The organism is Nocardia pneumoniae NBRC 100136, from assembly GCF_000308755.1.
GTDB lineage: Bacteria > Actinomycetota > Actinomycetes > Mycobacteriales > Mycobacteriaceae > Nocardia > Nocardia pneumoniae.
Genome location: NZ_BAGF01000062.1, coordinates 16,859 through 43,127, shown reverse-complemented (window position 1 = coordinate 43,127; position 26,269 = coordinate 16,859). Strand labels below are relative to the sequence as shown.

Below are 26,269 nucleotides of genomic sequence, written 5' to 3'. Positions count from 1 at the left end.
AAGGTGGCGCACGGAGGCGAGGCTCAGTGGGTGCGGTCGTGAGGGAAAGTCAGGGAGTGAGCCGAGGACACAGCATGCGGGTGCGCACCACGCGGGCGCGGGAGGCGCGGTCGTGAGCGGCAAAGATGCGGGTTCGGCGGGCGTGCCGACGACGGTCCGGGCTGCCGGTGGGTTGGTGACGCTCGAAGGGGTGGTCGCCGTGACTGTCGCGATCGTGCTGGTGGTGCGCGGGCTGCTCGGTCACGACCAGACCGCGGCCAGCGGCTACGGCACGGCCGCCTGGTTCGGCATCCTCGGCGGCGCGGTGCTGGCCGCGGGCGTCGGACTGCTGCTCGGCAAACGCTGGGGCCGCGCCATCGCCGTCATCGCTCAATTGCTGCTGCTCCCGGTCACCTGGTCGCTGCTCACCGACTCCCACCAGCCGGTCTACGGCACGCTGCTCGGCCTGGTCGCGGTAGCCGCGCTCGTGTTGCTGTTCGCGCCGCCGTCCACGCGTTGGATGGCGCAGGACTACGGGGTCGAGCCGGAGTAGTCGGCTATCGCGGGGCAGTCCCGCAGTGGGCGTGCCAAGTGCTTTCCGATCGCTGCTCACCGAGTGCACGAGCCGGTCCGCGGCACGCTGCTCGGCCTGGTCGCGGTAACCGCGCTCGTGCCGCTGTTCGCGCCGCCATCCAGGCGTTGGATGGCGCAGGACTACGGGGTAGAACCGGAGTAGTCCTCGGCTATCGCCGGGCAGTGCGGCAGGGGACATGCCGTGTGTTTTCTGATCGGTGCTCACCGAGTGCACCAAGCCTTTCCGGGGACGCTGCTCGGCCTGGTCGCGGTGACCGCGCTCGTGTTGCTGTTCGCGCCGCCGTCCACGCGTTGGATGGCGCAGGACTACGGGGTCGAGCCGGAGGTGATCCGGGCCGCTTCGCGCAGCGCCGCACGGCACAGCTGGTCGGCGTGCCTGGTGGTTTCCGGCAGCCGGTAGCGCGGGGTCGAGGCGAGCACCTGTGCGCAGGCGGTGTCGAGGTCGATGCGGTGGCCGACGGAGACGAAGACCGGTTTCACGCCGGTTCTGGTGCGTAGCGCGCGGCCGACCACCTGGCCGTCGATGGTGATATCGGTGGCGGCGCCGCGGTGCGGACTCGGTTCGGCGTAGTCGCCCCAGACGGTTTTCGCCACGCCGATCGTCGGTACCCCGGTGAGCAGTCCGAGGTGACAGGCGAGGCCGAAGCGGCGCGGGTGGGCGAGTCCCTGTCCGTCGCAGATCAGCAGATCCGGTGCCGCGTCGAGCTTTTCGAGCGCGGCGAGGGTGGTGGGGATCTCCCGGAAGGCGAGCAGGCCGGGTATGTACGGGAAGGCGGCGACGCCGTGCGCGACGGCGGAGGACACCGGGCGCAGCGTGGCGGCGTCCAAGACGACGACCGCGGCGGCCACGGCGCCGGTGTCGTGGTAGGCCGAGTCGATTCCGGCCACCGTGCGGAACCGGACTCCAGGCGGCGTCACCGGATCGACCAGCGGCCGCAGATCGTCCTGCATCGCCATGGCCGCCTCGGCGGTGGCGGGCCAGGACGCCCGGTCGACCGGCGCGAGCCAGGACATCCGCGTTACCGCGCTTCGGCGGCCAGCTTGCCCAGCGCCTCGCCCGCCAGCCGGTAGCCGACCCAGTCGTCCTGGGCCACGGCGCCGATCGACTGGTAGAAGTCGATCGAGGGCTTGTTCCAGGTCAGCACCGACCAGGCGACGCGGCTGTAGCCCTTGTCCACCGCCTCCTTCGCCAGCGCGGTCAGCAGCGCCTTGCCGTAGCCCTTGCCCCTGGTCTCCGGCTTGACGTACAGGTCCTCCAGATAGATCCCGTGCACACCGTCCCAGGTGGAGAAGTTGAGAAACCAGATCGCGCAGCCGAGCAGACCCGTCTTGTCCGCCACCACGTGCGCGAACACCTTCGCCTCCGGCCCGAACAACGCGGCATGCAACTGCTCCGCCGTCACCGAGCACTCATGTCGCGCTTTCTCATACTCGGCCAGGTCGTAGACGAGCTCGACCAGCGCGGGCACATCGGACGGGACGGCGCGGCGCAAGACCGCGCCGCCGAGATCCACGGTGTTCGGGTCGGTCGCACCACTTGCGGGGTCGACGGTTCTGGTCACTGTGACGCTCCGTTGGGTAGCAGGTTGTGCGCGTGGATGGTGCGCGCGTCGTGTTCGTAGCCGAGGACGGTCAGCGCGCCGGTCGACATGGCGAAGCGGCGGCCCTCCCTGACTTCGAATTCCGCCCATCGGGCGATCAGTACGCGGGAGAAGTGGCCGTGCCCGACCAGCACGATATCCCGCTCGGACAGCACTGGCTCGACGGTGGCCAGTGCCCGGTCGGCCCGCGCGCGGACCTCATCCGCGGTCTCGCCGTCGGGAACGTCGCCGGTCCAAATGGTCCAGCCCGGCACGGACTCGCGGATCTGCGGGGTGGTCAGGCCCTCGTAGGCGCCGTAGTCCCACTCGGCGAGATCATTGTCGATCACGGCGGCGGTGAGCCCGGCCAGTTCCGCGGTGCGCACCGCGCGTTGCCGAGGACTGGTGTGCACCAGGGGATTTCGCAGTTTCAGTGTGGTCAGCAGGCGTCCGGCGGCCTCGGCCTGCCGTTCGCCGTGTTCGGTGAGCGGCAGATCGGTGCGACCGGTGTGGCGCCGCTCGCGGGACCAGGCCGTTTCGCCGTGCCGGAGCAGAACCAGTCGGGCGCCATCGTGTACGGACATGCCTCCCATCATGGCCACGACCGCTCGGCGCCGCCCGCACCAGGTCGGGTTACGCCTGGATCGGCTCCCCGAGTTCGAGCACCACCAGCGGCAACGGACGCGTGACCTTGGCCTGGTAGTCCGCGAGCAACGGATTGTTCGCCAGCACCCAGCCCGCGAACTCCTCGTACTCGGCACCGTCCAGCGCACGCGCCGTGCCCTGGTAGGTGGTCGAACCGAACTCGATGGTCACGCGAGAATCGGCTTTGACGTTGTGGTACCAGGCAGGGTACTTGCCATCGATGAACGAACTCACGTACAAGGTTTCGTCGCGCCGCAGCAGGCCGAGCGGGACTACATGCCGCCTACCGCTTCTGGCCCCGGTGGTGGTCAGCAGCAACAGCTCACCACCCTCGTAGGCGCCACCCACCTTGCCCTCGTTGTCGCGGAACTCTTGGATCACACCGTCGTTCCAGTGGTTGATCTCTTCGTCGGAATACTGCTGGTTCCACGGCGCGTCCGGATCGTCATAGGACGTGATCGCGGGCTCGGGTTGCGTTGCGGAGGGCTCGGTTTCGCTCATGCGGCCAGTGTGACTCGAGGCACCGACAAGTTCGGGCGAGTGGCGTCCACCCAACTCAGCCGAAGGCGTGCAGCTCTCCGTCACGGAGTTCGAGCACGGTAGTGCCCAGTACGGCAAGGGAGATCGGGCTGCCGGTGTAGCCGGGCCGCTCCACCGGGATGCGCCCGACCTCGGCGCCCGTGGCCGGATCGAGGACCGCCAGCGCGCCGTTGGTGGGCAGCAGCAGCTTGCCCGCCATGAGCGCGGGTGTGCCGAGGGCCGTGCTCGACGTCCACAGCGGATCGAAAGTGCTTCCGTTCAAGGCGATCACACTGTTGCCGGTGAAGACCAGGTAGGCCGAGCCGATCCGGGTGGTCGTCGCGTCCGGGCCGAGTGGCGCCGAAAGCTGATGCACCACAACGGGGTTGCCGTTTCCGTCGTAGACGGCCAGGCGCGGCGGCAACGATTCCGCGCCCGCCGTGATGCCGGGGAAGTACAGCACGATCCGGCTGTCGGACACCGCGACCACCCTGGCGTCGGCGGAATCCGTTCCCGGCCCGGTCAATACGTGCGAGCCGTACTCCTCGGGAACCGTGTTGTCCTTCGGAGCCGGGTTGAGCACGGTGAGCCGGTTGGCGGGGTCGGCCGGGCAGCGTTCCAGCACCGCGAGCCGGGACGGGCTGGAACTCGCCGACAGCAGCGTGCACCCTTTGCGCGGTTGGGTCTTCACGTTCACCGGCGCGTCGACGAAGCCGTACTCCACGGTGCGCACCAGATCCGAGCGCCACATCTCCAGCCGCCGCGGCCCCTGCGCGAGGACGTAGGTGCCGTCGACCGACAGCCGCACGGTGGCGTCCATGTAACTGCTGCGCGCGGTGCGCCGGTCGCCGCTGTCCCCGGCGAGCAGCGTGGTCTGACTGCAGCCGCGGTCGTCGCGGTACACCGCGACGACCGTGCCGTACTGTCCCTCGATCCCGCACAGCGGCATGTCCCGCCGGTACTTCCAGAGCTGGTCGCCGGTGCTCGGATCGCGGCCGGTGACGGTGTCGTCGTCGCCGGTCACCGCGACGCCGCCGGACACGAGCGCTCGCGCGCTCGCGCGATCCGGCGCGTGCCACAGTTCACGCAGCGAGGTGGGCAGTCGATCGGCGGCGGCGGGTGTGGTCGCGGTGGTCGTCGCGGTCACCGATTCGGTGCCGTGCGCGTCCCCGCGCACCCAGACCACGACGCCCGCGACCGCCACGAGAACCGCGATCGCCACGGCAGCGATGATGTCGGCGCGTGTCCGCCGCTCGGGTGCGAGCACGAGTGCGAGACTAGCGGATCGGGACGGTCAGGCAGACGCGGCAGCGGCGGGCTCGGTCGCGCTCTCGGCGCCCTCGGCCGCCGCTTCACCTTCCGCGGACTTGCGTCGCCTGCGCCGACGACGAGCGGGCCGGTCGGCGGAACCGGCCTCGTCGGCACCGTCCTCGGAAGATGTGTCGGAGCCTTCGGTGCCTTCGCTGGTCGTGGCTGCCTCCGCCGCGTCACCGGCGGGCTTGCGCCGCCTGCGCCTGCGTCGTGCGGGCCGGTCGGCCGCTTCGGCGTCGGTCTGCCCGGCGGCCTGATCGTCCTCGCCGGTGGTGTCGGCGTTGCTGTCGTCGGCCGTGGCCGTGCCCGGCGTGCCGTCGATCGGCTGACCGCCACGGGTGCGCCTGCGGTTGCGCTTGCGCGGGGTGCGGGCCGGGCGCTCGACCACGACCTCGTCCTGGTCGCGCTCCGGCTTCGGCTTGCGGATCACACCGGTCACGCCTTCGGGAATCCCGAGATCGGTGTACAGGTGCGGCGAGCGCGAATACGTCTCGACCGGGTCGGGGATGCCGAGCCCGAGCGCGCTGTCGATCGCCGCCCAGCGGTTGAGCTCGTCCCAGTCGATCAGGGTCACCGCGACGCCGGTGCGCCCGGCGCGGCCGGTGCGGCCGATCCGGTGCACGTAGGTCTTCTCGTCCTCCGGGCACTGGTAGTTGATGACGTGCGTGACGTCGTCGATGTCGATGCCGCGTGCCGCGACGTCGGTCGCGACCAGCACGTCGATGGCGCCCTTGCGGAACTTGGTCAGCGCCTTCTCGCGGGCGATCTGCCCGAGGTCGCCGTGCACCGCGCCGACCGCGAACCCGCGCTCGGCCAGATCATCGGCCACCTTCTGCGCGGTGCGCTTGGTCCGCGTGAAGATCATCGTGGCGCCGCGGCTCTCGGCCTGCAGGATCCGCGCGATCAGCTCGCTCTTGTCCAGCGCGTGGGCGCGGTAGACGAACTGGGCGGTGCGGTCGTGCACGGCGGAGTCGTGCGGCTCCTCGGCCCTGATGTGCGTCGGGCGGGTGAGGAAGGTACGGGCCAGCGTGATGATCGGGCCGGGCATGGTGGCCGAGAACAGCATGGTCTGGCGCTTGTCCGGGACCATGCCGAGAATGCGCTCGATGTCCGGGAGGAAGCCCAGGTCGAGCATCTCGTCGGCCTCGTCGAGCACGAGCACGCCGATCTTGCCGAGGATCAGATGCTGTTGGTCGGCGAGGTCGAGTAGTCGGCCAGGCGTGCCGACCACCACGTCGACGCCCGCCCGCAGCGCCGCGATCTGCGCCTCGTAGGGGCGGCCGCCGTAGATGGACGCCACACGCAGCGGTCCCTGGTGGTTGGTCAGGTATTTGCTCGCGTTCTCCAAGTCCTGGGTGACCTGGAGGCACAGCTCCCGCGTCGGCACGATGACCAGCGCTCGCGGCGTGCCGTCCAGCGGCGTGGTGCCGGATTCGGCGGTGGCGATCCGGTGCAGCAGCGGCACGCCGAATCCGAAGGTTTTGCCCATACCGGTGCGGGCCTGACCGATGAGATCCTCACCCGCCAGCGCCAGCGGGAGGGTCAGTTCTTGAATGGCGAAAGTACGTTCGATGCCGATCTCGCCGAGTGCGCGGACGATTTCCGCGCGCACGCCCAATTCGGCGAAAGTCGGGGCGGTATGCGTTGCGTCCAGTTCGGCCGTCAACAGGGTGTCCGCCAGTCCCGGTTCCTGATCGACTGTGATCTTGCTCAGGTTCGTGCCTTCCTCGTAATCACGTCCCGCACGCACGAGGTGGGGCGGACCGGTCGGTCCGCGACGACCACGGCTCCGCAGGCGATACTCACCCGGCCACGCTCCGGATGCCGGGCGCCTGCCGAAAAACGGCGGCTACCTCGCAAGACATCGGCGCGGCGCAGTGGTGACGCGGAACTGGTGCGCGCACATTTTCCTGTCCAACGAAAACTCGCACCCGAAACCCGTCAGCGGTCCCAGCGGCCCTCCCCGCGGGTTCGCATGAGCGCGGCGTCCGGCAACTCCGTCGAGCGAAACTTTCCGTTGTCCACGGTGATTGTAGCGTGATATTGTGCGCCGCTCGAATTGCCACTGCGGCACGCTATCGAAAATGGTGGAAACCCGCAGCGCCCTTTCGCCGGACCCGGTGCCGACGTACGCTGCGCCACATGGCAATTCATCCGGCGCGGCAAATCTGGACCACACTCGAACCGCTACACGACGTCGTCTATTTCGGCGCCGGCGTCAAGGCGGCGGGTGTCGGCATCGGGTTGCGCGGTTACTGGCAGACCTACTTCGCGTTCCGCGCCGCTCCGCTGGGTGCGGTGACGCCCGCGACGGTGCAGGCGCTGTTCGCCGGATTCCACCCCGACATGGTGCGCCGGGCGCTGCCGGAGGCGTGGGAGCGGGCCGCGCCGCGGCGGTGTCTGGCGGCCCGGCTCGACCTGGTCACCGGGCTGCTGCGGGGCGTCGGCGCGGATGACGCGGTGTGCGCGCGTGCGGTCGAACTGCTCGCGCCGGTGCAGCGCGCGGCCGACCCGACCGGCCGGGCGCTGTTCGCCGCGAACGCGGCCTTGCCGCTGCCCGCCGACCCGGTGGCCGCGCTCTGGCAGCTGGCCACCTCGCTGCGCGAGCATCGCGGTGACGGCCATGTCGCCGCGTTGGTCACCCACGGCCTGACCGGCCGCCAGGCGCTGATCGCGCAGGTGGCGGCGGGCAAGGCGCCGGAATCGGTGATGCGGCCCGCGCGCGGGGTGTCGGAGGCGGAATGGGCCGACGCCTTCGACGAGTTGCGGGCCAAGGGTGTGGTGGACGGAGAACCGGTCGAGCCGAAGCTCACCGCCAGTGGAGCCGAGTTGCTGGCCCGGGTGGAGGCCGACACCGACGAGGCCGCGTGGACGGGCGCGCTCGCGGTGTTGTCGGCGGACGCGATCGCCGAGCTGACCGCGTCGCTCGCGCCGCTGGTGCGCAGCGTGCAGGACGCGGTGGTCCCGCCGCTCAACCCGGTCGGCATGGGGCAGCGGTAGCCGCGGAATCGGGACTTGCCTGTTACCGGCGGTACCGCCATGTGAGACATTCGTTGGCGTGAGCCTTGCCGACACTGCCTCCCTCGCCGCGCGCAACGCGTGGGCCCTGACCTTCGGCTCCGGCATCGAGGCGCCGGATCCGACTCCTTCGACGGTGCTGTGGGATCAGCCGCACCGGCAACTGCGGCGCTTCGAACCTACGGACAGCCCTGCGGCGCAAGCGGATTCGGCCGTGCTGCTGGTTCCACCGCTCGCCGCGCCCGCCACCTGTTTCGACCTGCGGCCCGACCAGAGCCTGGCGCGGTTCCTGCTGGAGATCGGCCACCGTCCGTACGTCATCGACTACGGCGAGATCACCTTCGCCGATCGGCGCATGGGCTTCGAGGACTGGATCGACGACATCCTCCCCGAGGCGGTGCTGCGCACCAGCGCCGACCGCGACGGACGTCCCGTCGACCTGGTCGGGTGGTCGATCGGCGGCACGCTGGCCCTGCTGACCGCCGCGGCGCACCCCGAGCTGCCCATCCGGTCCGTCACGGCGGTCGGCTCGCCCCTGGACTACGACCGGATGACCGGCATCCCGCAGCTGCGCGCGGTCGCGAAGCTCACCGGCGGGCGGGTCACCTCGACCGTCATCCGCGCGACCGGCGGCGTCCCCGCGACGCTGACCCGGATCGCCTACAAGATCACCGCCTGGGATCGCGAGCTGACCAGGCCGTGGTTCGTCGCGAGCAATATCGCTCGCACCGAGGCGCTGGCCAGGATGGAGTCCATCGATCGGTTCATGGCCGAGATGCCCGGCTATCCCGGTCGCTTCTACGGCCAGCTGTGGCGCCGGTTGATTCTCGGTAACGACATCGGACGCGGCGTCGTGCGGCTGGGCGAGCGCCGCATCGAGCTGGCGCGGGTGACCGCGCCGGTCCTGCTGGTCGGCGGGCCCGCCGACGTGATCACCCCGGCCCCCGCCGTCGAGGCGGGTACCCGCATCCTCACCGGGGCGGCGCTGGTCCGCTACGAAACCGCGCCCGGCAGCCATTTGGGGATCCTGGCCGGACCGACCGCGCGCGACACGACATGGAGTTATCTGGAGAAGTTCTTGGCCGAGACCGCATAAAGCGCGCCGAGTATTACGCTGGGGCGCATGGGAGCACAGTCACCTGCCGCGTTAGGTGTTTCGTCGACCGACCCAGCAACACTCTCCATCCCCGCGAGCCATCCCGGCGTCACCGATCTGTTCGCCGTGCTCGCCTACGGTGAGATCTCCGCGTTCTACCGGCTGGCCGAGGAGGCGAAGCTGTCGCCGACCCTGCGCGGCAAGGTGGCGGTGGCGACGATGGCCGCGGCCGAGATGGAGCACTTCAAGACGCTCGAGTCCGCGCTGGCCGCGCGCGGCGCGGACGTCTTCGACGCCATGGCGCCGTTCGTGCGGGCGCTGGACGCCTATCACGCGTCCACCGACCCCTCGACCTGGCTCGAGTCGATGGTGAAGTTCTACGTCGGCGACGGCATCGCCGCGGACTTCTACACCCAGATCGCCGGCGCGCTGGCTCCCGACGTCGCCGCGGTGGTGCGCGACGTGCTCGCCGAGACCAAGCACTCCGAATTCGTCGTCGAGGAGGTGCGCCGGGCGGTCACCGAGAGCCGATCCGAACGCGACCGCCTCACGCTGTGGGGCAGGCGGCTGCTCGGCGAGGCGATCACCCAAGCCCAGTACGTCATGGCGCAGCGCGACGAGCTCACCGACCTGGTCCTCACCGCCACCGGGGATCTCAACGGCATCGCCGCGCTGTTCGAGCGGATGCAGGCCAGTCACGCCGAACGCATGGCCGTCCTGGGCATCTAGCTAGTCGTTCACGGCTCGGTTGGACACCAGCCGCAGGCCGGGCGCGTGCACACCGGCACGGTCGGTGAGCCAGACGACGACGCTCTGGTCGCGGTCGGCCTCCAAGGTTTCGAACGGCACCTCGACCAGCCCGTGCACCGGATGGTCGAGGTGCAGTGTGCCCGAGCCGGAGGCGCCGACCCGATGCGGCTTCCAGCGATCCGCGAAATCCGGGAGCCCGCGCAGTGCCTCGATCATCTCGCGCAGCGAATCATCGCCCGGCCAATGGAGTTTGGCGCGGCAGAGCGCGGCGGTGAAGGTGTCGGCGGCGTGCTCCCAGTTGCGCAGGACGCGCCGCGCGGCGGGGTGGGTGAAGGTGTACCAGGCCAGATTGGGCTGGTCGGGGCCGTCCAAGAGGCCGAGCGGGGCGACGAAATCGGCCCACGCCTGGTTCCAGCCCAGCACGTTCAGCTTTCGCCCGACCACGAAGGCGGGAGTTGGCTGCAACGCGCGCAGAATCGTCTCGATCGTCGCGGCCACCTGCTCCTCGGCGGATTCGTTGCCCGGACAACGGGTTTCGTTGCCCGAGGCGAGCGCGAGCATGCTGAAGTACTGGCGATCGTCGCCGCGCAGCAGCAGCGCGTCGGCCAGCGCGTCGATCACCGCGACCGAAGGGTTGGTGTCCCGGCCCTGCTCCAGCCGGGCCAGGTAGTCGGCGCTGACGCCCGCGCGGACGGCGACCTCCTCGCGCCGCAGACCCGGCGTCCTGCGCCGTCCGCCCTCGGGCAGCCCGATGTCCGACGGTCGCAGCTCGGCGCGCCGTGCGATGAGGAACTCCGCGAATCCGTTACGAGCCATGCGTCCTATCGTGCCTGGTCCTGGGACGCTTAGCCGCGCCCTGTCAGGTCCAGGATAAGGCCGGTCTGGCTAACGGACCGTGGTCCGATCATTGTCGGAGGTATGACATCTACCTCGGAATCCACCACCTCCACTCAGCTGAAAGCCGGTTCCTGGGCGCTGGACGCCGCGCACTCCTCGGTCGCCTTCACCATTCGCCATCTCGGCATCTCGAAGGTGCGTGGCGGATTCACCCGGTTCGAGACCGAATTCGTGGTCGACGAGTCGGGTGCGGCCACCATCGGCGCGACGATCCACCTCGACTCCTTCGACACCGGCAACCCCGACCGGGACGCGCACATCCGCACCGCCGACTTCCTCGATGTCGCCAACCGTCCCACGCTGACCTTCCGCGCCACCCATCCGGTGGTCGTCGCGGAGACCTTCGAGGTCCACGGCGAGGCCACGATCGGCACGATCACCAAGCCGGTCACCCTGGAGGTCGAGTGGGGCGGCGTGCAGGACTTCGGCCCGACCGGCGACCGGCACGCCGGGTTCTCCGCCACCGGCACCATCAAGCGCACCGATTTCGGCGTCGGCGGCCCCTTGCCCGGCATGCTCAGCGACACGGTGAAGATCGAACTGGAAATCCAGCTCATCGAGCCGAAGGGTGACGCCTGATCTCGCAAGTACATGGGTAACTCACCGGGTACGCCCAGAACCGGGGTCGGCGCGAAACGCAGGACCTGCACGCAAATCCTCCTGCACCTGACTAGTACGGCCTGAATACTCGGAGAGGCGGACAGAGCCGAAGTAAAGGGCGCACCGAACCCCAACTAACCTGGGAATCGACAGCACAGGACTCTCAGGTTCGGAGGTTGGCCGTGGAGGTCAAGATCGGTATTTCGGATAGCCCGCGCGAGCTGGTGATCAACAGCGCGCAGACCCAGGAAGAGGTCGAGGCGCTGGTGTCCGGTGCGCTCGGCGGTGACGGCGGAGTCTTGTCGCTCGCCGATGAGAAGGGCCGCAAGTTCCTGATTCAGGCGTCGAAGGTCGCGTACGTGGAGATCGGCTCGCCCGCCAGCGGCCGCGTCGGTTTCGCCGCGGTCTGATCCCCGGCCTCCGGTCCGTACGCATCGAGCCCCTGTCCCCGATCGCTCGGGGACAGGGGCTCGATCGTCTTTTTTGTGTGCCCGCTCAGTTGATCGGGTGCAGCGGCACGTGCTTCAGGCCGCCCCACGCGAGCGAGACGGTGGTGTCGACCGCCTCCTCCTTCGGGATCGGCCGATCGGCCTCCAGCCAGTAGCGTGCGGTGAACTGGCTCGCGCCGACCAGCCCGACGGCCAGGATGCGCGCGCGGTAGGGGTCCAGGCCCGAGTCGTGCGCCACCAGGTCGAAGACGGCGTCCACGCACGCCTCGGTGGCCTGCTCGACCCTGCGCTGCACCTGCGGCTCGCTGGTCAGGTCGGACTCGAAGACCAAGCGGAAGCCCTGCATCTCGTTGTCCACGAAATCGAAGTAGGCCTGCACCGCCGCGCGCACGCGCTGCCGGTTGTCCGTGGTCGAGCGCAGCGCCTGGCGCACGCTGGAGACCAGCATGTCCACGTAGTTCTGCAGGACCGCCAGGTAGAGCTCCAGTTTGCTGCTGAAGTGCTGGTACAGCACCGGCTTGCTGACTCCGGCGCACTGCGAGATCTCGTCCATGCCCGCGGCGTGGTAGCCGCGCTGCACGAACACTTCGCTTGCCGCCGCGAGTAGCTGTTGACGTCTCTCGTCGCGCGGAAGCCGAGTACCGCGTTTGGCAGGTGCCAAGTCGGACGACATCCTGCGGGACGTCATCCGGTCCACGAGATCAGTCATTTCGGCTCTCCCAGTCGATTCCCCGGCAGAAGGGGTTGTGCACCGGGTTATCCCATGAACGATACCCGGTTGTCGCCAGCCCGCGGATCGGGGCCGGAGAACTGACGCAACCCGGTGAGAATTGTCGCATCGACGCCGTGCGCGGTGTGCCCGGGAGTGGGAGGTCGGTGCTGTGAGACGCTGGTGGGCGTGACCGACCGACCGGAGAGCGAGTCCGCCGGGCGGCGCGGAGCGCGCGACCCGGCTGGCTCCGGCGCGTCCGGTTCCGTAGGGTCGGATCCCATGGCGAGAACCTGGCCAGAGACGCGATCGGACGGTGCGGCTCGAACCGGGGAGGCGAAGCGGTCCGGTGCGGGCGGTGGCTCACCCGGCCGTGCGGCGCGGAACCGGAAGCGCTCCACGGAAACACCCGAAACATCTGTGCCGCAGCCGGATTCTATCTCGCCGCAGCGGGATCGGGACGGCGTCGAGATCTACGATCCACTGGGCCTCTACCGCCAGAAAGGCGAGCGTTCCCACCAGCCGCTGCGCGCTCGCTGGGACCCCACCGCCCCCGACGAGAGCAGAGGCAGAACGCGTCCGGACCGGGACGCCAAGAAGCAAAGCGCCCTCGGCAGATTCGTCTCCACCTACGGCTGGCGGGCGTACGCCCTCCCGGTCCTGGTCGTGATCACCGTCCTGGTGGTCGTCGACGCGATCCGCTCCACCGGCACCGGTAGCGTCACCGTGGCCCCCGCACCCGGCAGCCTCAGTCCGCGCACCGCGAGCGTGGGCATCATCGGCGCTCCGCCGGGGGACGGGCACTTTCCCACCGATCTGCCCACCGGGGCGCTGCCCGAAGGCGGTCCGTTCGCCGAGACCGGCGCGGGCACCTGGCGCGTGGTCGCGGGCACCGCCGCCCAGGTCGGCGCCGGAACGCAGAACGTCTTCCGCTACACCGTGGAGATCGAGGACGGCGTGGACACCTCCGCCCTCGGGGGTGACGCGGCCGTGGCGAAGATGATCGACTCCACCCTCGCCAACCCGAAGAGCTGGGCGCACGACCGCAAGTTCGCGTTCCTCCGGGTCGACCAGGGCGGGGCCGATTTCCGCATCTCGCTCACCTCGCGGGCATCCAGCCGCAAGGAATGCGGTTTCGACATCCCGATCGACACCTCCTGCTACAACGCCAGCAGCCGCCGCGTGGTGCTCTCCGAGGTCCGCTGGGTGCGTGGCGCGCTGGCGTTCGAAGGCGATATCGGGTCGTATCGGCAGTACCTGATCAACCACGAGGTCGGCCACGCCATCGGCTACCACCAGCACCAACCCTGTGAGACCGACGGTGGGCTGGCGCCGGTGATGATGCAGCAGACCTTCGGCACGAAGAACGACGACATCGCCGCGCTGGACCCGCACGGCGTCGTCCCGATGGACGGCAAGCGCTGCCGGTTCAACCCCTGGCCCTACCCGCGCGGGTAGGGCTGTGTCTGATTTGCAGCGCCTGCGGCGCTGCGTGTTCGCGGCCCCGGGAAGTCTCGCGTCCGAGCGACCGAGACTCGCGCCTGCGGCGCATGCGCTTCGGTCACTCGGACGCGAGACGGGCCGCGAACGGTGCTCGTAAGACTCGCACCCACCGGGGCTGGAATGGGCGCACATCGGACGGGCTTTTCGCCTCCCGGTACCCGCGATCGGCAGGGCGGTGGATGTCGCTGGTCGGTGATACGGGACGATGTGCCGGGAAGAAGGGTCCGGTCGACGGTGTTGCACAGTGGGGCACCCGCGAAGGGCGCCATACCGCCGTCCGATCGGCCAAGCGATTCGAGGAGTCCTGGACGTGTCATCACCCAAGTCCCTGCCGCCACTTGTCGAGCCGGCCGCGGAGCTGACCAGGGATGAGGTAGCCCGCTACAGCCGACACCTGATCATCCCGGACCTCGGCGTGGACGGGCAGAAGCGGCTGAAGAACGCCAAAGTGCTCGTGATCGGCGCGGGTGGCCTCGGATCGCCCGCTCTGCTGTACCTGGCCGCCGCGGGCGTCGGCACGCTCGGCATCGTCGAGTTCGACGAGGTGGACGCCTCCAACCTGCAACGCCAGATCATCCACGGGGAATCCGACATCGGCCGCTCGAAGGCCGACAGCGCGCGCGACTCCATCCTGGAGATCAACTCCGGCATCGATGTGCGGTTGCACAAGCTCCGGCTGGAGCCCGAGAACGCCGTCGAGCTCTTCCGTGAGTACGACCTGATCGTCGACGGCACCGACAACTTCGCCACCCGCTACCTGGTCAACGACGCCGCCGTGCTGGCGGGCAAGCCGTACGTGTGGGGCTCGATCTACCGGTTCGAGGGACAGGTCTCGGTGTTCTGGGAGGACGCACCGGACGGGCGCGGCATCAACTACCGCGACCTGTACCCCGAGGCCCCGCCGCCCGGCATGGTGCCGTCCTGCGCCGAGGGCGGTGTGCTCGGCGTGCTGTGCGCGTCCATCGGGTCGGTGATGGTGACCGAGGCGATCAAGCTGATCACCGGCATCGGCGAACCTCTTCTGGGCAGACTGATGGTGTACGACGCACTGGACATGAACTACCGCACGATCAAGCTGCGCCGCGACCCGGAGCGCCAGCCGATCACCGAGCTGATCGACTACGAGGCATTCTGCGGTGTGGTGTCCGAGGAGGGCCAGGCGGCCGCGGCCGGGTCCACCATCACCGCGCGCGAGCTCAAGGACCTGTTCGACGCGGGCAAGGAGATCGAGCTGATCGACGTGCGCGAGCCGGTCGAATGGGACATCGTGCACATCGAGGGCGCCAAGCTCATCCCGAAGGACCGCATCCTGTCCGGCGAGGCCCTCGCCGAGCTGCCGCAGAACCGCCCGATCGTGCTGCACTGCAAGACCGGCGTGCGCTCCGCCGAGGCCCTGGCCGCCCTGAAACGAGCGGGCTTCGCCGACGCCACCCACCTGCAAGGCGGCGTCATCGCCTGGGCCAACCAGATCGACAAGTCACTGCCGGTGTACTAGAGGAACACGGCGCGCCGCGAGCACGTCAAATCAGACACGACGTACCGTACGGGCCGTGACTTCTGTGGAACCTCCCGAGCACGTGCGCGCCACGTTCGGTCTGCGCGAAGTGACCCCGGTTTCCCTCGGCGACTGGGAGGGTGGCTGGCGCTGCGGGGATGTGGTGCTTTCTCCGGTCGCCGATCACGCGCGCGCGGCGTGGTCGGCGAAGGTGCGGGAGACGTTGCAAGTGGACGGGCTGCGGCTGGCCCGCCCGGTGCGAGCCACCGACGGTCGCTACGTCGTGTCCGGGTGGCGTGCGGACACGTATCTGGAAGGCGCTCCGGAACCACGGCACGACGAGGTGGTCTCGGTGTCGCTGCGGCTGCACCAGGCTACGGCGACGTTGGAGCGGCCCCGGTTCCTGTCGCAGCCGCCGGTGGTGCCCTGGGTGGACGTGGACGTGTTCGTCGCCGCGGACCGCGCCGCGTGGGAGGCGGTGCCGCTGCGCGCTCTGCGCGCCGGTGGCGCGCTGCTGTCCACCTCGCCGGACGGCCAGCGCAGCCTGGAACTCATCGGTCAGCTGGCCACGTTGCGCAAGCCGGTGCGGACGCCCGCGCAGCTGGTGCACGGCGACCTCTTCGGCACCGTGCTGTTCGCCGGTTCACACACTCCCGGTCTCACCGACATCACCCCGTACTGGCGGCCCGTGCCGTGGGCGGCGGCGGTGATCGTGGTCGACGCGCTGGCTTGGGGCGGCGCGGACGACGGGTTGCTGGATCGCTGGACCGATCTTCCGGAGTGGCCCCAGATGCTGTTGCGCGCGGTCATGTTCCGGCTCGCGGTGCACGCGCTGCACCCGCGCTCGACGCCGGAGGCGTTCCCCGGTCTGGCCCGCACCGCCGACATGGTCCGGCTGACGCTCTGAGTCCGGAATATTCGCTGTTCGGAATGCTTTCCGTGCAGTGCGGGAGAAATCGGGCGGAGCCCGACGCGGCGGGTGCCCCCGTGATAAGTTTTCCGCAGTATCGCCGCCGTGAGTCTCCGCCGGGTTGGAGATCAGCGCGGTCCGCGACGAGGGGTGTGAGGACGGGGCAGGGTGAGAATTCAACCGCGGCAGCAGATTCTGGATCTGTGGCGCTCCGCGCTATCCGTGTCCTGGGACGGCGCCACGTGGCACTGGGGCGGTCGCATGGCCGCCAATTCGATCAGCGATTCCGAGCAGTTGCTGTGCCTGCTGTATCCGGCGACGGAGATCGAAAGCCTCGCGCTGGATCGACCCGACAGCATGGCCGACGACGTCAGCTCGGTCCTGTCGCCGTTCGGCGGTCAGACGAAGATCGGCACCGTCGTGATCTCCTTGCTGGAGGACTACATCCTGCGCAATACCAACCGCGTGGGGCCGGACGGCGAACCGGACAGTGACGGCGAACCGGACGGTGAGCCCATCTTCGCCGCGGGCAGCTACCTGCGCTCGGCCGACGAGCGCGAACCCACTGCGGCGCAGCGGGATATCGAGGTCGTCGACTCCTACTCCATGTCGCTGACGCTGTGCCTGGCCGGGCTGCGCTTCCTGCGGGTCTACGAGGGCTGGGTGCGCGCGGAGGGCCGCGCCGCTCTCATCGACCGGATCGAGAAGCTCACCGGCAGGCTCAGCGCCCGCCTCACCGCCGCGATGACCGGCTTGGTCCGCAGTTTCGTGGTCAATACGGTGGAGCCGAAATCCGAGGCCGGACAGGTCATGCTGGGCATGCTCAACCAGAGCGATCTGCCTCAGAAGACGGTCGCCGAGGGCATCACACGCAGCTTGGAGCGGGTACGCGCCCGGCTGCGCAACGACATCACGCTCGGGCAGACCCCCGACACCGAGTTGGACGACGAGGAATTGCTGTTCGAATGCGGGTGGAGCTGGAGCCTGGTTCGCGACGCGGCTCCGGTCGGCTTCGTCGACGCCGCCATCGCCATGCAGCCAGGGATCGCCGAACCGCGCCCCTACCTGTATTTCACCGTCATCGCGCTGGACGGCATCAACGACCTGATCTCCCAGCGCACCAGGGAACTCGACCTGCTCGACGAGCAGCAGTACCGTCTTGCCGAGGCGCTGCGGATTCGCTGGGACCTGACCCAGCGTTACTGGTCGACGGTGGCCCGGTACGGTTCCGGCGCATGGCCGCTGGAGGACATCCCGTGGCGCACCTCCGACGGCGAGGAATCGGACTACTTCAGTCTCATCGTCTCCGCCGTGCTGATCCAGGATCTGATCAACCGCACCGCCTCCGATGACGACTTGACCAGAGCCGTCTCGATTTTCGACGAACTGGCCAGGCGCGGCCGGATCATTCGCAGGACCACGCGCGACGATCCCGCGGTGCATATGCACGCGCCCGGTGTGCGATTGTCCTTGCGCGGCACGGAAACCGTCGACGACGGGCCGCTGTTGCAGTGGGAGGTCTCGGATTTCGCCGCTGTGCTGTTGAAGCGTCTGTTGCAGGCCGCCCGGCTCTCCAGCAACATCACCGCCCGCGACCGGCTGATGGATCTGGCCAAATCGACGATGGATCATCTGGAAGCGCGCATCATCACCTCCGGTCCCGCGGCCGGGCTCTGGGACGATCCGTCCGGAGTCTTCGGCAACGGCACGGCGCGGGAGACGCGGCCGTCCTGGTACATGACCGAGCGCGTGATCGAATGCCTGGTCAGCGCGGATCGCACGTTCCGCGAGCCACCGCTGACCTCCCCGGCGATGGTGGTGCGCGCGGTGGAACTGCTCAACGAGGCCGAGCACCTGCTCAACCAGGAGATGCTGAGCGTCAGCATCGATGACGTCTCGGAGAACCGGATCACCCTGGACCGGGTGGAGGAGAACCTCGAGCAAGCCAGGCAGCTGGTGGCCCGCAGGCAGGCGGGCACGGCGTTCGTGCTCGCCGCCGACGCGCTGCGCGAACTGCACAAACTGGCCTATGCCCGCATGGACGCGACAAGGGCGACATAACCATGATCGTGTTCGCGACCTCCGACAAGGGCGGTACCGGACGTTCGGTGACCAGCTGCAATCTCGCCTACCGCCTGTGCCTCAGCGGGATGAGCGTGGCTTATCTCGATTTCGACTTCGGTTCGCCGACCGCGGGCGCGCTGTTCGAAATCGGGTCCGTCGAGCGGGGAACACCGGATGGGGACGGGCTGCACGAGTATCTGCTCGGGAAGAACGGCATCGCCAGGCAGATCGACGTGCGCGCCAAGACCGATCGCGTCGGCTTGCGCAAGATGCGCACCAGGACCGGGCGGCTGGTGCTGTTCCCCGGTGACGAAGGCGGCGCGGAGTTCGACAGCATCAACGACGACGTGGTCCGCCGCTGCACGGAACTGTTCGTCGGCCTGGAACAGGAGTTCAAGGTCTGTTTCGTGGACCTGAGCGCTGGTCGCTCGCTGGCGATGGAATTGGCGCTGCGCGCGACGGCGGCGCCGCAGCTGGCCTCGAAGACGGTGCGGTGGCTGGTTTTCCACCGCTGGACCCGCCAGCACATTCTGGCGGCCAGCGGGCTGGTCCACGGTCCGCACGGCTTGCTGGAGACCGGCAGCCACTGGAAGCACGACCCGAGGAAGCTGCTCGCGAACATCCGCTACGTGCGCACGGCGGTGCCACAGGTCAACGAGATGACCGGCGGCCCAGGCGCGGCGCAGGTCAAGTGGTTGCAGGAACAGAACGGGGCCTTGGTCACGTTGGCGGGCAAGAACCGGCTGGGCGCGACGTCGCTGCTCGGCAAAACGCCGGTGGAGCCCGTGCTGCAATGGCGTGAGCAGATCATCCTGGACGCCGACGTGGCCAACAGCATCGCCAACGAGGAGACCGCCGCCGCGTTCAACCAGCTCGCCGGTCGTCTCCTGCACGCCGCCACCTGGGAATAGATCCGACCTCGCCCACGCTTTCGCGAAAGCACGATCCCGGAAGGGTTGTCGATCAGCATTGGATCACGTAGCAGGCTATAGCGAGGCGACCGAGCGTCCGCGGGTCGCCCAGGTCCCGTTGTCCCACCTGTCCATCGAGGTGGGCCACTTCTACATGAACGACCTCAGCAACGGTGAGGATCGTATCCGCGCGCAGTTCCGCAAGATCGCTCCGCTGATCCCGGCGTTCACCGCGGCGGCGCAGGCCGAGTTCGGGCCGCGCGCGCGAGTGAGCACCTGCTTCCTGATCGACGACTACTTCCGGCACGACACCGATCCGGCCGAGATCCTCGGCAAGCTACTTGGCGCCGCCGCGGAATGCGGCGTGACCATCGACTATCTGGCACGCGAGGCGGGATGCTTCGAGGCGCCGTCGGCCGGTGATCGTCGTATCCCGTTGGCGGAGATGGTGGCCGCCCGCATCGTGGCCGAGCCGCCGGAGGGTTCGAACGGACGGCGTCCGCCCACCGCGGAGTCCGGCTGGCTGTGCAACGGGCGCAGGGCCTCCGACGACGAGCCCGGGCAGGCCATGCACCGCTTGCCGTACGAGCCGCCGGAGGAATTCGGCAGGCGCGAGCATTCGATCTTCCTCGACGTGCAGATGTGGAGCAAGCAGACCAAGAAGGTGAACGGCCGGGCCGAGGTGCACACCAAATGGTCGTGCCCGTTCCTGGCGTCGATCTGGCAGCTGCTGCGGCTGGGGATGCTGCGCTACGACGGCGACCCCATCGTCGACCCGCAGCTGTGGCGGCCGGAGGACGGCTGGCCGCCGCAGTGGTGGGAGATGCCCGCCGTGGTGAAACTCAACCCGCAGGCCAAACCGTTCGCCGGCTACCGGTCGCTGTCGCTGCTGCCGCAGCGATATCTGGGTATCGAACACGCGGTGCGGGTAATCCTGGATCACATAGATCTCGAGGAGGAAGTGGTCGAGCAGATCATCGCGCGCGGCGGCGACGAGGACGTCCCGGTTGCCGTGCCGCGCAAGGTGACCGAGCGGATGAGCCACTATCTGCTGGATGGGTCCTGATATGAGCACGGCGTCACACTCTTGTTCCGACCGTGACCAGCCCTCGCACGGCGAGCGGCTGCGCCGGTTGGCGGCCGTGGCCAGGGACAGGCGCGATCACCGGTCGGTTCGGAGGCCGCCGCTGGCCGGAAGGTCCACGCGGGCGGTGCCCGAACCGGTCTCGGGGCCCGCACGTTCGGCCGCTGGGCCGCTGATTCTGCTGGGCGAGGTGCGCACCTGCCTGGTGCCGGATTCGACGGCGCTCGGACGCGATCTGCTGGAGGAACTGCTCGCCTTGATACCCGGCCGCCGGGTGCTGTGGCGGGAGCGTCCGACGACGCTGGCCACGTCACCGACCACCGCGGTCGGCGTCGATTGCCAGCTGGCCACCAAGCCGCGTGGCAGCGTGCGGGCGATCGGGACGGTGGCGACCAACGCGGTGATCGTCGGCGGACGGGTGCTGCAGAGTTCGGCGCACACCACGGTCGTCCCCGCCGAGGTGAAGCAGCGGCAGACCTGGTCGCACTACCTGACCAGGGTCGGGGTGACCGAAGTGGTCTCCAAGGTCACCGAGGCGACCAGCGGTGAGCTGGCCGACGGCTTCCTCGCCGCGGGCGAGCAACCGGACGGCGTCCTGGATCTGGCCTCGATCAGTCAGCGGTTGCTGGCCAAGATCCGGATGGACATGCGCCTGGACCAGCACGCGCCGATGCAGACACGGACGGCGCGGCTGCGCTGGGCCGCGCGGATCGCCGAGGTGCCCCGGCCGATGCTGACGTTCCAATTGCAGGACGAACTGGTGCGCACGGTCCTGGTGACCGTGCGTGACGAGTCGGAACTCGCAGTGGCGCACCGCTTCTGCGAGGACCTCGCACTGCACGACTGGCTGCTCACCGTCGCGGACACGGTGGTCGAGGAGGCCGACCTCTACCCGCCGTCCAGCGCGGAGTCGGCCGCACTGATCGCGCCGCTGCTGACGAACCTGGCGCACCTGTGGATGCCCGGCGCCCACGCGCCCGCGGCGCTGCGCGGCCTCTGGGAGCAACTGGATCGCGACCCCGGCTTCACCAAGGAATGGTCGGCGCGGGTCGGCCAGCTGCGCGACCGGATGTCGGTGGCGACACTGGCCGCCATGCGCGCCTCCACGATCAACGCACCGGATTGAATCCCGGTCACAGCCGGAACCACTTGCGCACCAGCAGCGCGAAGAACACCGAGGTGGACACGATCCCCGCGTACGCCTCGATCATGAGCAGGCCGCGTCCGATCCGGCCGACCTCTTGCAGGTCGCCGAGGCCCACCGGATTGAGGAAATTGATCAGGCACATGTGCAGCGCTGTGGTGATCGGCAGGGACGTGCTCAGCCACAGCGCGACGGTGAACAGGACCAGTTGCGCGGTGATCCAGCCGAGCAGCCGAAACGGCCGATAGCCATAGCCGCACAACAGATCCGAGACCCAGCCGACACCGCGGCGCCAGGCTGGATAGGTCGCCGACCTGCGTGCTCTGGCCAGCGCGAGACCGCACCGGTCCTGTGCGTCGACGTCCTCGTTGAGCGCGTGCAGACCCGAGGCGCGCAGGAAGGCCATGGCCGCGTGCCCGGGGAGAAACGTCTTGGCCCGCCGGCCGGGCGGCGTGGCGGCGAGGAGGCGGTGGCCCAGGTCCTCGTAGATCTCGGCCAGCCGGATGTTCTGGGTCCGGCTCAGGCTCAGCGGTCCGCGCAGCTCGACCTCCGCGGCCAGCAGCGCCATCAGCAGTTCGACGTGCGCGCGCTGGAGCACCTCGTCCATCGCGGTGTTGTCGTCGGCGGCGGCGTAGATATCGGAGAAGAGCAGGCTGTCACCACGATGCTTGATCTTCGTGTGATCGAAAGCGGTGACGACCTTTTCGACGTGATTGTTGAACGAATCCAGCAGCGGCTTCTCGTCCGGCTGCCTGGTCCCCGCGCTCAGCTCGTCCAGGTAGTCCGCGACTTCCTGGGCGTAGCCGGTGGCGTGCTGGTCGATCCAGATGTCGGGTGAGTTCCCGAACTGCACATGGGTGACCGGATTGTCGTAGTCGGTCATTGCGACGTCCTCCCCCGCGGCCTGCCTGTCATGACGGCGTAACATTCACCATACCAACGGTATTCACCGAATAACTGGCGCATCTGGACGAAACCGCTCCCTCGCACGTCTGCGCCGTGCGGAGGCCGATGCAGCCGCAAGACCGGCCGGACGAAGTCCGTCGGTAGCCCCGCGCTGGACCGCCCGGAGGCCGGGGCTGCCGTAAGGCGCCGCCGGGCGAAGTCCGTTGGTAGCCCTGCGGCGGACCCCGGAGGCTGAAAGCGCGGGCCGGACGAAGTCCGTCTGCCTGCGCTTGGCCGTGCGAAGGCGAGTCGGCCGCCTATTCCGGGCGTCGGCCGCGCTTGCGCCAGATGTCCGAGGCGGGGTCGGTGATCGGCGGTGCGCCGGGGCTGTGCTGGATTCGCCGTACCAGGACGTCGCGCGCTTCACCCGTGCCGAAGTAGTGGTCTTCGTATGCGGTCCAGACGAATCCGGCCGTCTTGTACAGGTTCGACGCCGGTTGATCAGTCGGCCGGACGGTGAGGAACACATCCTCCACTTTCGCGATCCGGCAGCGTTCCAGCGCGTCATCCAGCAGTGCCCGCCCGTAGCCGCGGCCGCGGCACCGCGGCGCGATCGCGAGCCCGATCACCCAGGCGCACTGGGGCGAGCCGAGCGCCACCATCGCGTAACCGCAGATAGTGCCGTCGAGATCGGCGACGACCCAATGGCCTCCATGCAGATCGAAGAGCTGGCGCAGTGCGAAGTACGGATACGCCAGCTCCCCGAACTCGGTCTGCTCGAGCGCGGCGATCTCCCCGAGGTCCGCCAGAACGGCAGACCGGAACACCGGCGCCCCAACACCTTTCGCGATGGTCAAACGCTCACCCCTGTCACCCCGCTGTGCGTTCAGCTTCCAGAGTAGAGCGCGGACGTGGTTCACCGGCCGGAGACGGCCAAAGGAGCTTCGCAATCATCTTGGCGGGGAAGGGTTTCCGCTCCCTCTGGATCGGGCCCATCTGAAAACGGACAAAATCGGATCGGGGATTTGTTGCCACCAGGTTGCGGTACGGGTGTTACTGGATGGAGCCGACTACGGCAGAGCGGTGTTCGGCACGCTGCGCGTAGGCCGACCGTCGCGGCTGATCGAGCCTGGGGCGGTCCGTAATTCGAGTGCCGCTCATGGTGTTCGTAGCCGGGCTATGGCCGCGTGGTTGGTCTCGGGGTCCAGTGTTATCGCCGCCGCCCAGGCATGTGCCGCGACGACGCGTCGATCGAACAATTCGATCCAGGCGTCGGTGTTGTCGCGGGTGTCGTTCACCGAAGTCGGAGTCGGCCCGAGTTCGGGGAGATGGGCGTAGGTGAGCGATGTGTGGGTGAATCCACGGGCGTCGAAGATGGTTGCCGCGTACATGTCGTCGGCCCCGGCGCGTTCATGCAGCGTGCCCGTTGTCGCTGCCTGTATCGCGTCGTGCGGGACGCCGCCGGGGTCGGTGAACATTTCGCCGATCGTCCGGTAGGCGAGCCCGAATCCCCATAGGCGCCTGTGGAATCTGCGGATGAGCCATTCGGCCGCGTCCAGGACGGGGGAACGCTGGGCGTCAGGGTCGAGGACGATCGCGGTGTGCGCCGCCTCTTGGTTGGCCGGATGGTCGGTGCTGGCGAACCCCCAGAAGTGAATGACGTCCGTATCCAGGTCGTTGCCGCGCTCGGCCATCATGGTGCCCAGTAGCGCGTCGATCGTGGCGTTCGGCGGATACCGGATGGTGATCGCCGTTGGTGCTTTCCGTCGGGTTTTCGGCTTGTTTCGTCGTTTGGCCATTTTCGCTCTTCGATCAATGGACCCGCACCAGGTCGTCGGTGCGGGCGAATACGCCCGGCGTGTGCGACGGGCGGGGGAGGCTCTGTGTCTGCCGCGAGTGGCACACCACGGAGGGGGCTACTCGCGTTTTGCCGCAGCCATGTGCCACTCGATGCGGTAGCGGCGGGTGCGGGTGCGGTGCTGCGCGCGGATTCATCCTGGGGTGTGCGGCGGGTGGGGTGGGAGGGGGACGTATGTGGTGCGTGTGCTGTTGGCGGGTAGCAGGATCTGCCAGTAGTGCTTGCGGACGGCGTCCCAGAGTTGGAAGTGGCGGGGGAACCATTCCCGGACCTGTGCCAGGTCCGGGAGTGCGCGCTCGTCGAATGCGATGAGTCCGCACTGGCCCAACGGGATCGGCACCGTGCCGCCGTCGTTGCGCAGCCGGTAGGCGGGTGTGGTGTCGCGGTCGTCGCGCAAGAACAGGATCTCGATGCGATGCCCCACCAACCGCCATCCGGCGTGGGTGTCGTCGACTGTGGTCCGATGCAATGTTCACCCCCGGAACGGTTCCGGTGGTGTCGCCAGCTCCGACAGCCGTTCCAGCACCTCCCGCAGCGTGCGCGCGGACGGGTTCCGGTCGGCGACACCCCGCTCGTCATGGGCCGGGAACTGGATGCCTCGCGCGGCGGCGCGTTCGCGCGGGCTGAGTGTCTGGGGTGTCAGCCGCCCCGCCGCCACCAGCGTGCGATACGCCGCCGCTTTCCACACGCACCGCTGGACGCGACAGGCGCGATGCGCCTGCATCTGTGCGTGCGCCAACCGCAGATCAGCGTGTCCACACATCTCGGGTGGGGTGAGCAGGGAATCCTGGTTCACCGCCCCGTCACCACTTCGACGGTCTGCGCTGGTGCGGCGACGCGTGCCCACTCGGTAAGTTGGCACACTGCCTCCGATCGGAGTCCAGATGTAGTCCCCTCTGCCAGACGGGAATTCGTCATGATCTCGAGTTTTCTTCCGTGTTGCTCGGGCATGCGCCTATGCTGCGGGCGTACTCACGAAGCGAGGCCCGGAACGGGCTGGTGCGCGGCAATCGGTGTGTATGCCCTGAAAGCTTCCTGAGTTCGGCGCACGGGGACTCTCTCCGTGGGAAAACACAGGCCACAACGTGGGAAGCAGGGGAGGAAACAGGCCAATGGTGGGTGCCAAGCGAGATCTCAGCAGGACGACGCTGCCGCTTCGCCAGCTGGGCCGAGCGCTGCGCGACGCGCGCCAGGCCAACGGCTACACCCTCGAGCAGGTAGCCGAAGTCCTGGATATCAGCAGGTCTACGCTGAGTCGACTGGAACTCGGCCAGAACGAGAAGGTCAAGGCTCGGGATGTGGATTACATCTGTCAGTTCTACGGGCTGCCCGAGGAGCGGATCGAGTATCTGAAGCTGCTTGTATCGAACTCCAGTTCGCGAGTTTGGTGGGAAGACTTCCGAAACCTGATCCGACCGGGCTTCAACACGTATCTGCAATTGGAGGCAGCGGCAACGGAGTTGCGCTTCTTCCAATCACTCGTCATACCCGGTCTATTGCAGACCCCTGACTACGCCAGAAGTGTGGGAGCGTCTGCGTCGACCGGCATCTCCGCAGAAGAGACAGATCGGCTCGTAGATCGGAGGATACAACGATCGGCAATTCTTACCCGGCGGCACAAGCCGATGCGAGCAGAATTCCTGCTGCATGAGTCAGTGCTGCGTACTGTCGTGGGTTGCGATCGAATCATGTCTGCGCAATGCCGCCATCTTGCCGACATGAGTACGCTGGACAACGTCTCCATCCGAGTCGTTCCGTTTACTGCTGGCTTCCCAGGGGGTTTGGCGATCCCGCCGTACATCATCATCGACTTCCCAGGGCGCGAGCCGTCCGTTGTCTACACCGAAGGTGCGATAGGGACAATGATTTTCGAGTACTATGACGACGTAAACCGATTTCGGTCGATCCACGAATCCATCTGTGGTGCTGCGCTGGAAGAACGACCATCGCGAGACCTGCTCAGGAACATAGCAAGGAGATACGACCAATGACCGCAGAGCTATCCGGCGCGAAGTGGTTCAAGTCCGTCCGCAGCGGCGAAGCTGATGCGTGTGTCGAAGTCGCGTGGCTCGAGGCTGGTCACGTCGCTGTCCGTGACTCGAAGAACCCGACCGGCCCGGCACTGATCTTCACGCCGACTGAGTGGGACGCCTTCACCGCAGGCGTGATGAACAGCGAATTCACCCGGCCTGCCTGATCAGTTGAACCGTGTCACAAGCAGGCGGCCGTCCGGATTCCGGCTACCACCGTCGAGGCGGTCGTCTGTTA

At 68.3% G+C, this 26,269-nt stretch carries 28 protein-coding genes; 15 read left to right on the top strand and 13 right to left on the bottom strand.

Annotation, left to right across the window (positions count from 1 at the left end; genetic code table 11):
- Positions 1 to 112 precede the first annotated feature (112 nt).
- Positions 113 to 532, top strand: a complete 420-nt coding sequence (locus ON34_RS20665) for a hypothetical protein (RefSeq protein ID WP_040781798.1) — start codon at positions 113 to 115, stop codon at positions 530 to 532.
- 347 nt (positions 533 to 879) lie between these two features.
- Here the strand turns inward: ON34_RS20665 and ON34_RS20660 are convergent, their stop codons facing one another.
- From ON34_RS20660 to ON34_RS20635, 6 genes are read right to left on the bottom strand one after another with little or no spacing between them, the layout of a single operon-like run.
- Positions 880 to 1,587 carry an endonuclease V gene (locus ON34_RS20660; RefSeq protein ID WP_040781796.1) on the bottom strand — a complete coding sequence of 236 codons (708 nt, stop codon included), beginning with the start codon at positions 1,585 to 1,587 and terminating at the stop codon, positions 880 to 882.
- A 5-nt stretch (positions 1,588 to 1,592) separates the two neighbouring features.
- Positions 1,593 to 2,087 carry a GNAT family N-acetyltransferase gene (locus ON34_RS20655; protein ID WP_040781942.1) on the bottom strand — a complete coding sequence of 165 codons (495 nt, stop codon included), beginning with the start codon at positions 2,085 to 2,087 and terminating at the stop codon, positions 1,593 to 1,595.
- Positions 2,088 to 2,131: 44 nt separating this feature from the next.
- Complete coding sequence (locus ON34_RS20650; RefSeq protein ID WP_083889590.1) at positions 2,132 to 2,737, bottom strand: acid phosphatase; 606 nt, start codon at positions 2,735 to 2,737, stop codon at positions 2,132 to 2,134.
- Between the two features lie 49 nt (positions 2,738 to 2,786).
- Positions 2,787 to 3,299: a nitroreductase/quinone reductase family protein gene (locus ON34_RS20645; protein WP_040781793.1), complete on the bottom strand. Its 513-nt coding sequence runs from the start codon at positions 3,297 to 3,299 to the stop codon at positions 2,787 to 2,789.
- Positions 3,300 to 3,354: 55 nt separating this feature from the next.
- Positions 3,355 to 4,584: an Rv3212 family protein gene (locus tag ON34_RS20640; RefSeq protein ID WP_040781791.1), complete on the bottom strand. Its 1,230-nt coding sequence runs from the start codon at positions 4,582 to 4,584 to the stop codon at positions 3,355 to 3,357.
- 27 nt (positions 4,585 to 4,611) lie between these two features.
- Positions 4,612 to 6,378 carry a DEAD/DEAH box helicase gene (locus ON34_RS20635; RefSeq protein ID WP_083889589.1) on the bottom strand — a complete coding sequence of 589 codons (1,767 nt, stop codon included), beginning with the start codon at positions 6,376 to 6,378 and terminating at the stop codon, positions 4,612 to 4,614.
- 392 nt (positions 6,379 to 6,770) lie between these two features.
- On the opposite strand from ON34_RS20635, the gene ON34_RS20630 reads away from it, so the two are divergent.
- The 3 genes from ON34_RS20630 to ON34_RS20620 are packed head-to-tail and all read left to right on the top strand — an operon-like array spanning position 6,771 to position 9,471.
- Positions 6,771 to 7,628 carry an SCO6745 family protein gene (locus ON34_RS20630; protein ID WP_040781788.1) on the top strand — a complete coding sequence of 286 codons (858 nt, stop codon included), beginning with the start codon at positions 6,771 to 6,773 and terminating at the stop codon, positions 7,626 to 7,628.
- Between the two features lie 58 nt (positions 7,629 to 7,686).
- Positions 7,687 to 8,742 (top strand): polyhydroxyalkanoate synthase family protein, encoded by a 1,056-nt coding sequence (locus ON34_RS20625; RefSeq protein ID WP_040781786.1) that lies wholly within the window; start codon positions 7,687 to 7,689, stop codon positions 8,740 to 8,742.
- Between the two features lie 27 nt (positions 8,743 to 8,769).
- Positions 8,770 to 9,471, top strand: coding sequence for a ferritin-like fold-containing protein (locus ON34_RS20620; RefSeq protein WP_040781785.1), 702 nt, complete (start codon positions 8,770 to 8,772; stop codon positions 9,469 to 9,471).
- Here the strand turns inward: ON34_RS20620 and ON34_RS20615 are convergent, their stop codons facing one another.
- Positions 9,472 to 10,308 (bottom strand): helix-turn-helix domain-containing protein, encoded by an 837-nt coding sequence (locus ON34_RS20615; RefSeq protein ID WP_040781783.1) that lies wholly within the window; start codon positions 10,306 to 10,308, stop codon positions 9,472 to 9,474.
- Between the two features lie 102 nt (positions 10,309 to 10,410).
- On the opposite strand from ON34_RS20615, the gene ON34_RS20610 reads away from it, so the two are divergent.
- A complete protein-coding gene (locus ON34_RS20610) occupies positions 10,411 to 10,968 on the top strand; it encodes a YceI family protein (protein WP_040781781.1) in 558 nt (185 codons plus the stop codon).
- 203 nt (positions 10,969 to 11,171) lie between these two features.
- Complete coding sequence (locus ON34_RS20605; RefSeq protein ID WP_040781779.1) at positions 11,172 to 11,399, top strand: DUF3107 domain-containing protein; 228 nt, start codon at positions 11,172 to 11,174, stop codon at positions 11,397 to 11,399.
- A gap of 85 nt (positions 11,400 to 11,484) precedes the next feature.
- On the opposite strand, the gene fasR is transcribed toward ON34_RS20605, so the two are convergent.
- Positions 11,485 to 12,147 carry an HTH-type transcriptional activator FasR gene (gene fasR / locus ON34_RS20600; protein WP_040781777.1) on the bottom strand — a complete coding sequence of 221 codons (663 nt, stop codon included), beginning with the start codon at positions 12,145 to 12,147 and terminating at the stop codon, positions 11,485 to 11,487.
- A 420-nt stretch (positions 12,148 to 12,567) separates the two neighbouring features.
- Here fasR and ON34_RS20595 point away from each other — a divergent pair, with 420 nt between their 5' ends.
- From ON34_RS20595 to ON34_RS20565, 7 genes are all read left to right on the top strand, one after another.
- Positions 12,568 to 13,605: a DUF3152 domain-containing protein gene (locus ON34_RS20595; RefSeq protein WP_245548114.1), complete on the top strand. Its 1,038-nt coding sequence runs from the start codon at positions 12,568 to 12,570 to the stop codon at positions 13,603 to 13,605.
- Between the two features lie 355 nt (positions 13,606 to 13,960).
- On the top strand, positions 13,961 to 15,145 hold the full coding sequence (gene moeZ, locus ON34_RS20590) for an adenylyltransferase/sulfurtransferase MoeZ (RefSeq protein WP_040781774.1): 1,185 nt from the start codon (positions 13,961 to 13,963) through the stop codon (positions 15,143 to 15,145).
- Between the two features lie 55 nt (positions 15,146 to 15,200).
- The gene (locus ON34_RS20585) at positions 15,201 to 16,052 is read left to right on the top strand and encodes a TIGR02569 family protein (RefSeq protein WP_040781771.1); all 852 of its coding nucleotides are present in this window, start codon (positions 15,201 to 15,203) and stop codon (positions 16,050 to 16,052) included.
- A gap of 171 nt (positions 16,053 to 16,223) precedes the next feature.
- Complete coding sequence (locus ON34_RS20580) at positions 16,224 to 18,116, top strand: SCO2524 family protein (RefSeq protein WP_040781770.1); 1,893 nt, start codon at positions 16,224 to 16,226, stop codon at positions 18,114 to 18,116.
- Between the two features lie 2 nt (positions 18,117 to 18,118).
- Entirely contained in the window at positions 18,119 to 19,030 is a 912-nt protein-coding gene (locus ON34_RS20575) for an SCO2523 family variant P-loop protein (protein ID WP_040781768.1), read from the top strand.
- A gap of 58 nt (positions 19,031 to 19,088) precedes the next feature.
- Entirely contained in the window at positions 19,089 to 20,096 is a 1,008-nt protein-coding gene (locus tag ON34_RS20570; RefSeq protein WP_040781765.1) for an SCO2522 family protein, read from the top strand.
- Between the two features lie 145 nt (positions 20,097 to 20,241).
- Complete coding sequence (locus ON34_RS20565; RefSeq protein ID WP_040781763.1) at positions 20,242 to 21,240, top strand: SCO2521 family protein; 999 nt, start codon at positions 20,242 to 20,244, stop codon at positions 21,238 to 21,240.
- A 7-nt stretch (positions 21,241 to 21,247) separates the two neighbouring features.
- On the opposite strand, the gene ON34_RS20560 is transcribed toward ON34_RS20565, so the two are convergent.
- The 5 genes from ON34_RS20560 to ON34_RS20540 all read right to left on the bottom strand — a co-directional run bounded on the left by ON34_RS20560 (position 21,248) and on the right by ON34_RS20540 (position 24,797).
- The gene (locus ON34_RS20560) at positions 21,248 to 22,141 is read right to left on the bottom strand and encodes a hypothetical protein (RefSeq protein ID WP_040781762.1); all 894 of its coding nucleotides are present in this window, start codon (positions 22,139 to 22,141) and stop codon (positions 21,248 to 21,250) included.
- Between the two features lie 319 nt (positions 22,142 to 22,460).
- Complete coding sequence (locus ON34_RS20555) at positions 22,461 to 22,970, bottom strand: GNAT family N-acetyltransferase (RefSeq protein WP_157172357.1); 510 nt, start codon at positions 22,968 to 22,970, stop codon at positions 22,461 to 22,463.
- Between the two features lie 330 nt (positions 22,971 to 23,300).
- Positions 23,301 to 23,942, bottom strand: coding sequence for a hypothetical protein (locus ON34_RS20550; RefSeq protein ID WP_040781760.1), 642 nt, complete (start codon positions 23,940 to 23,942; stop codon positions 23,301 to 23,303).
- Between the two features lie 192 nt (positions 23,943 to 24,134).
- Positions 24,135 to 24,470, bottom strand: coding sequence for a hypothetical protein (locus ON34_RS20545; RefSeq protein ID WP_040781757.1), 336 nt, complete (start codon positions 24,468 to 24,470; stop codon positions 24,135 to 24,137).
- A 3-nt stretch (positions 24,471 to 24,473) separates the two neighbouring features.
- Complete coding sequence (locus ON34_RS20540; protein ID WP_040781754.1) at positions 24,474 to 24,797, bottom strand: hypothetical protein; 324 nt, start codon at positions 24,795 to 24,797, stop codon at positions 24,474 to 24,476.
- 316 nt (positions 24,798 to 25,113) lie between these two features.
- Between ON34_RS20540 and ON34_RS20535 the strand changes: the two genes are divergently transcribed.
- Together ON34_RS20535 and ON34_RS20530 are read left to right on the top strand one after the other, a co-directional pair.
- Positions 25,114 to 25,992 carry a helix-turn-helix domain-containing protein gene (locus ON34_RS20535; protein WP_040781751.1) on the top strand — a complete coding sequence of 293 codons (879 nt, stop codon included), beginning with the start codon at positions 25,114 to 25,116 and terminating at the stop codon, positions 25,990 to 25,992.
- Positions 25,989 to 26,198, top strand: coding sequence for a DUF397 domain-containing protein (locus ON34_RS20530; RefSeq protein WP_040781747.1), 210 nt, complete (start codon positions 25,989 to 25,991; stop codon positions 26,196 to 26,198). Before ON34_RS20535 ends, ON34_RS20530 begins: the two co-directional genes overlap by 4 nt.
- Positions 26,199 to 26,269: the final 71 nt, after the last annotated feature.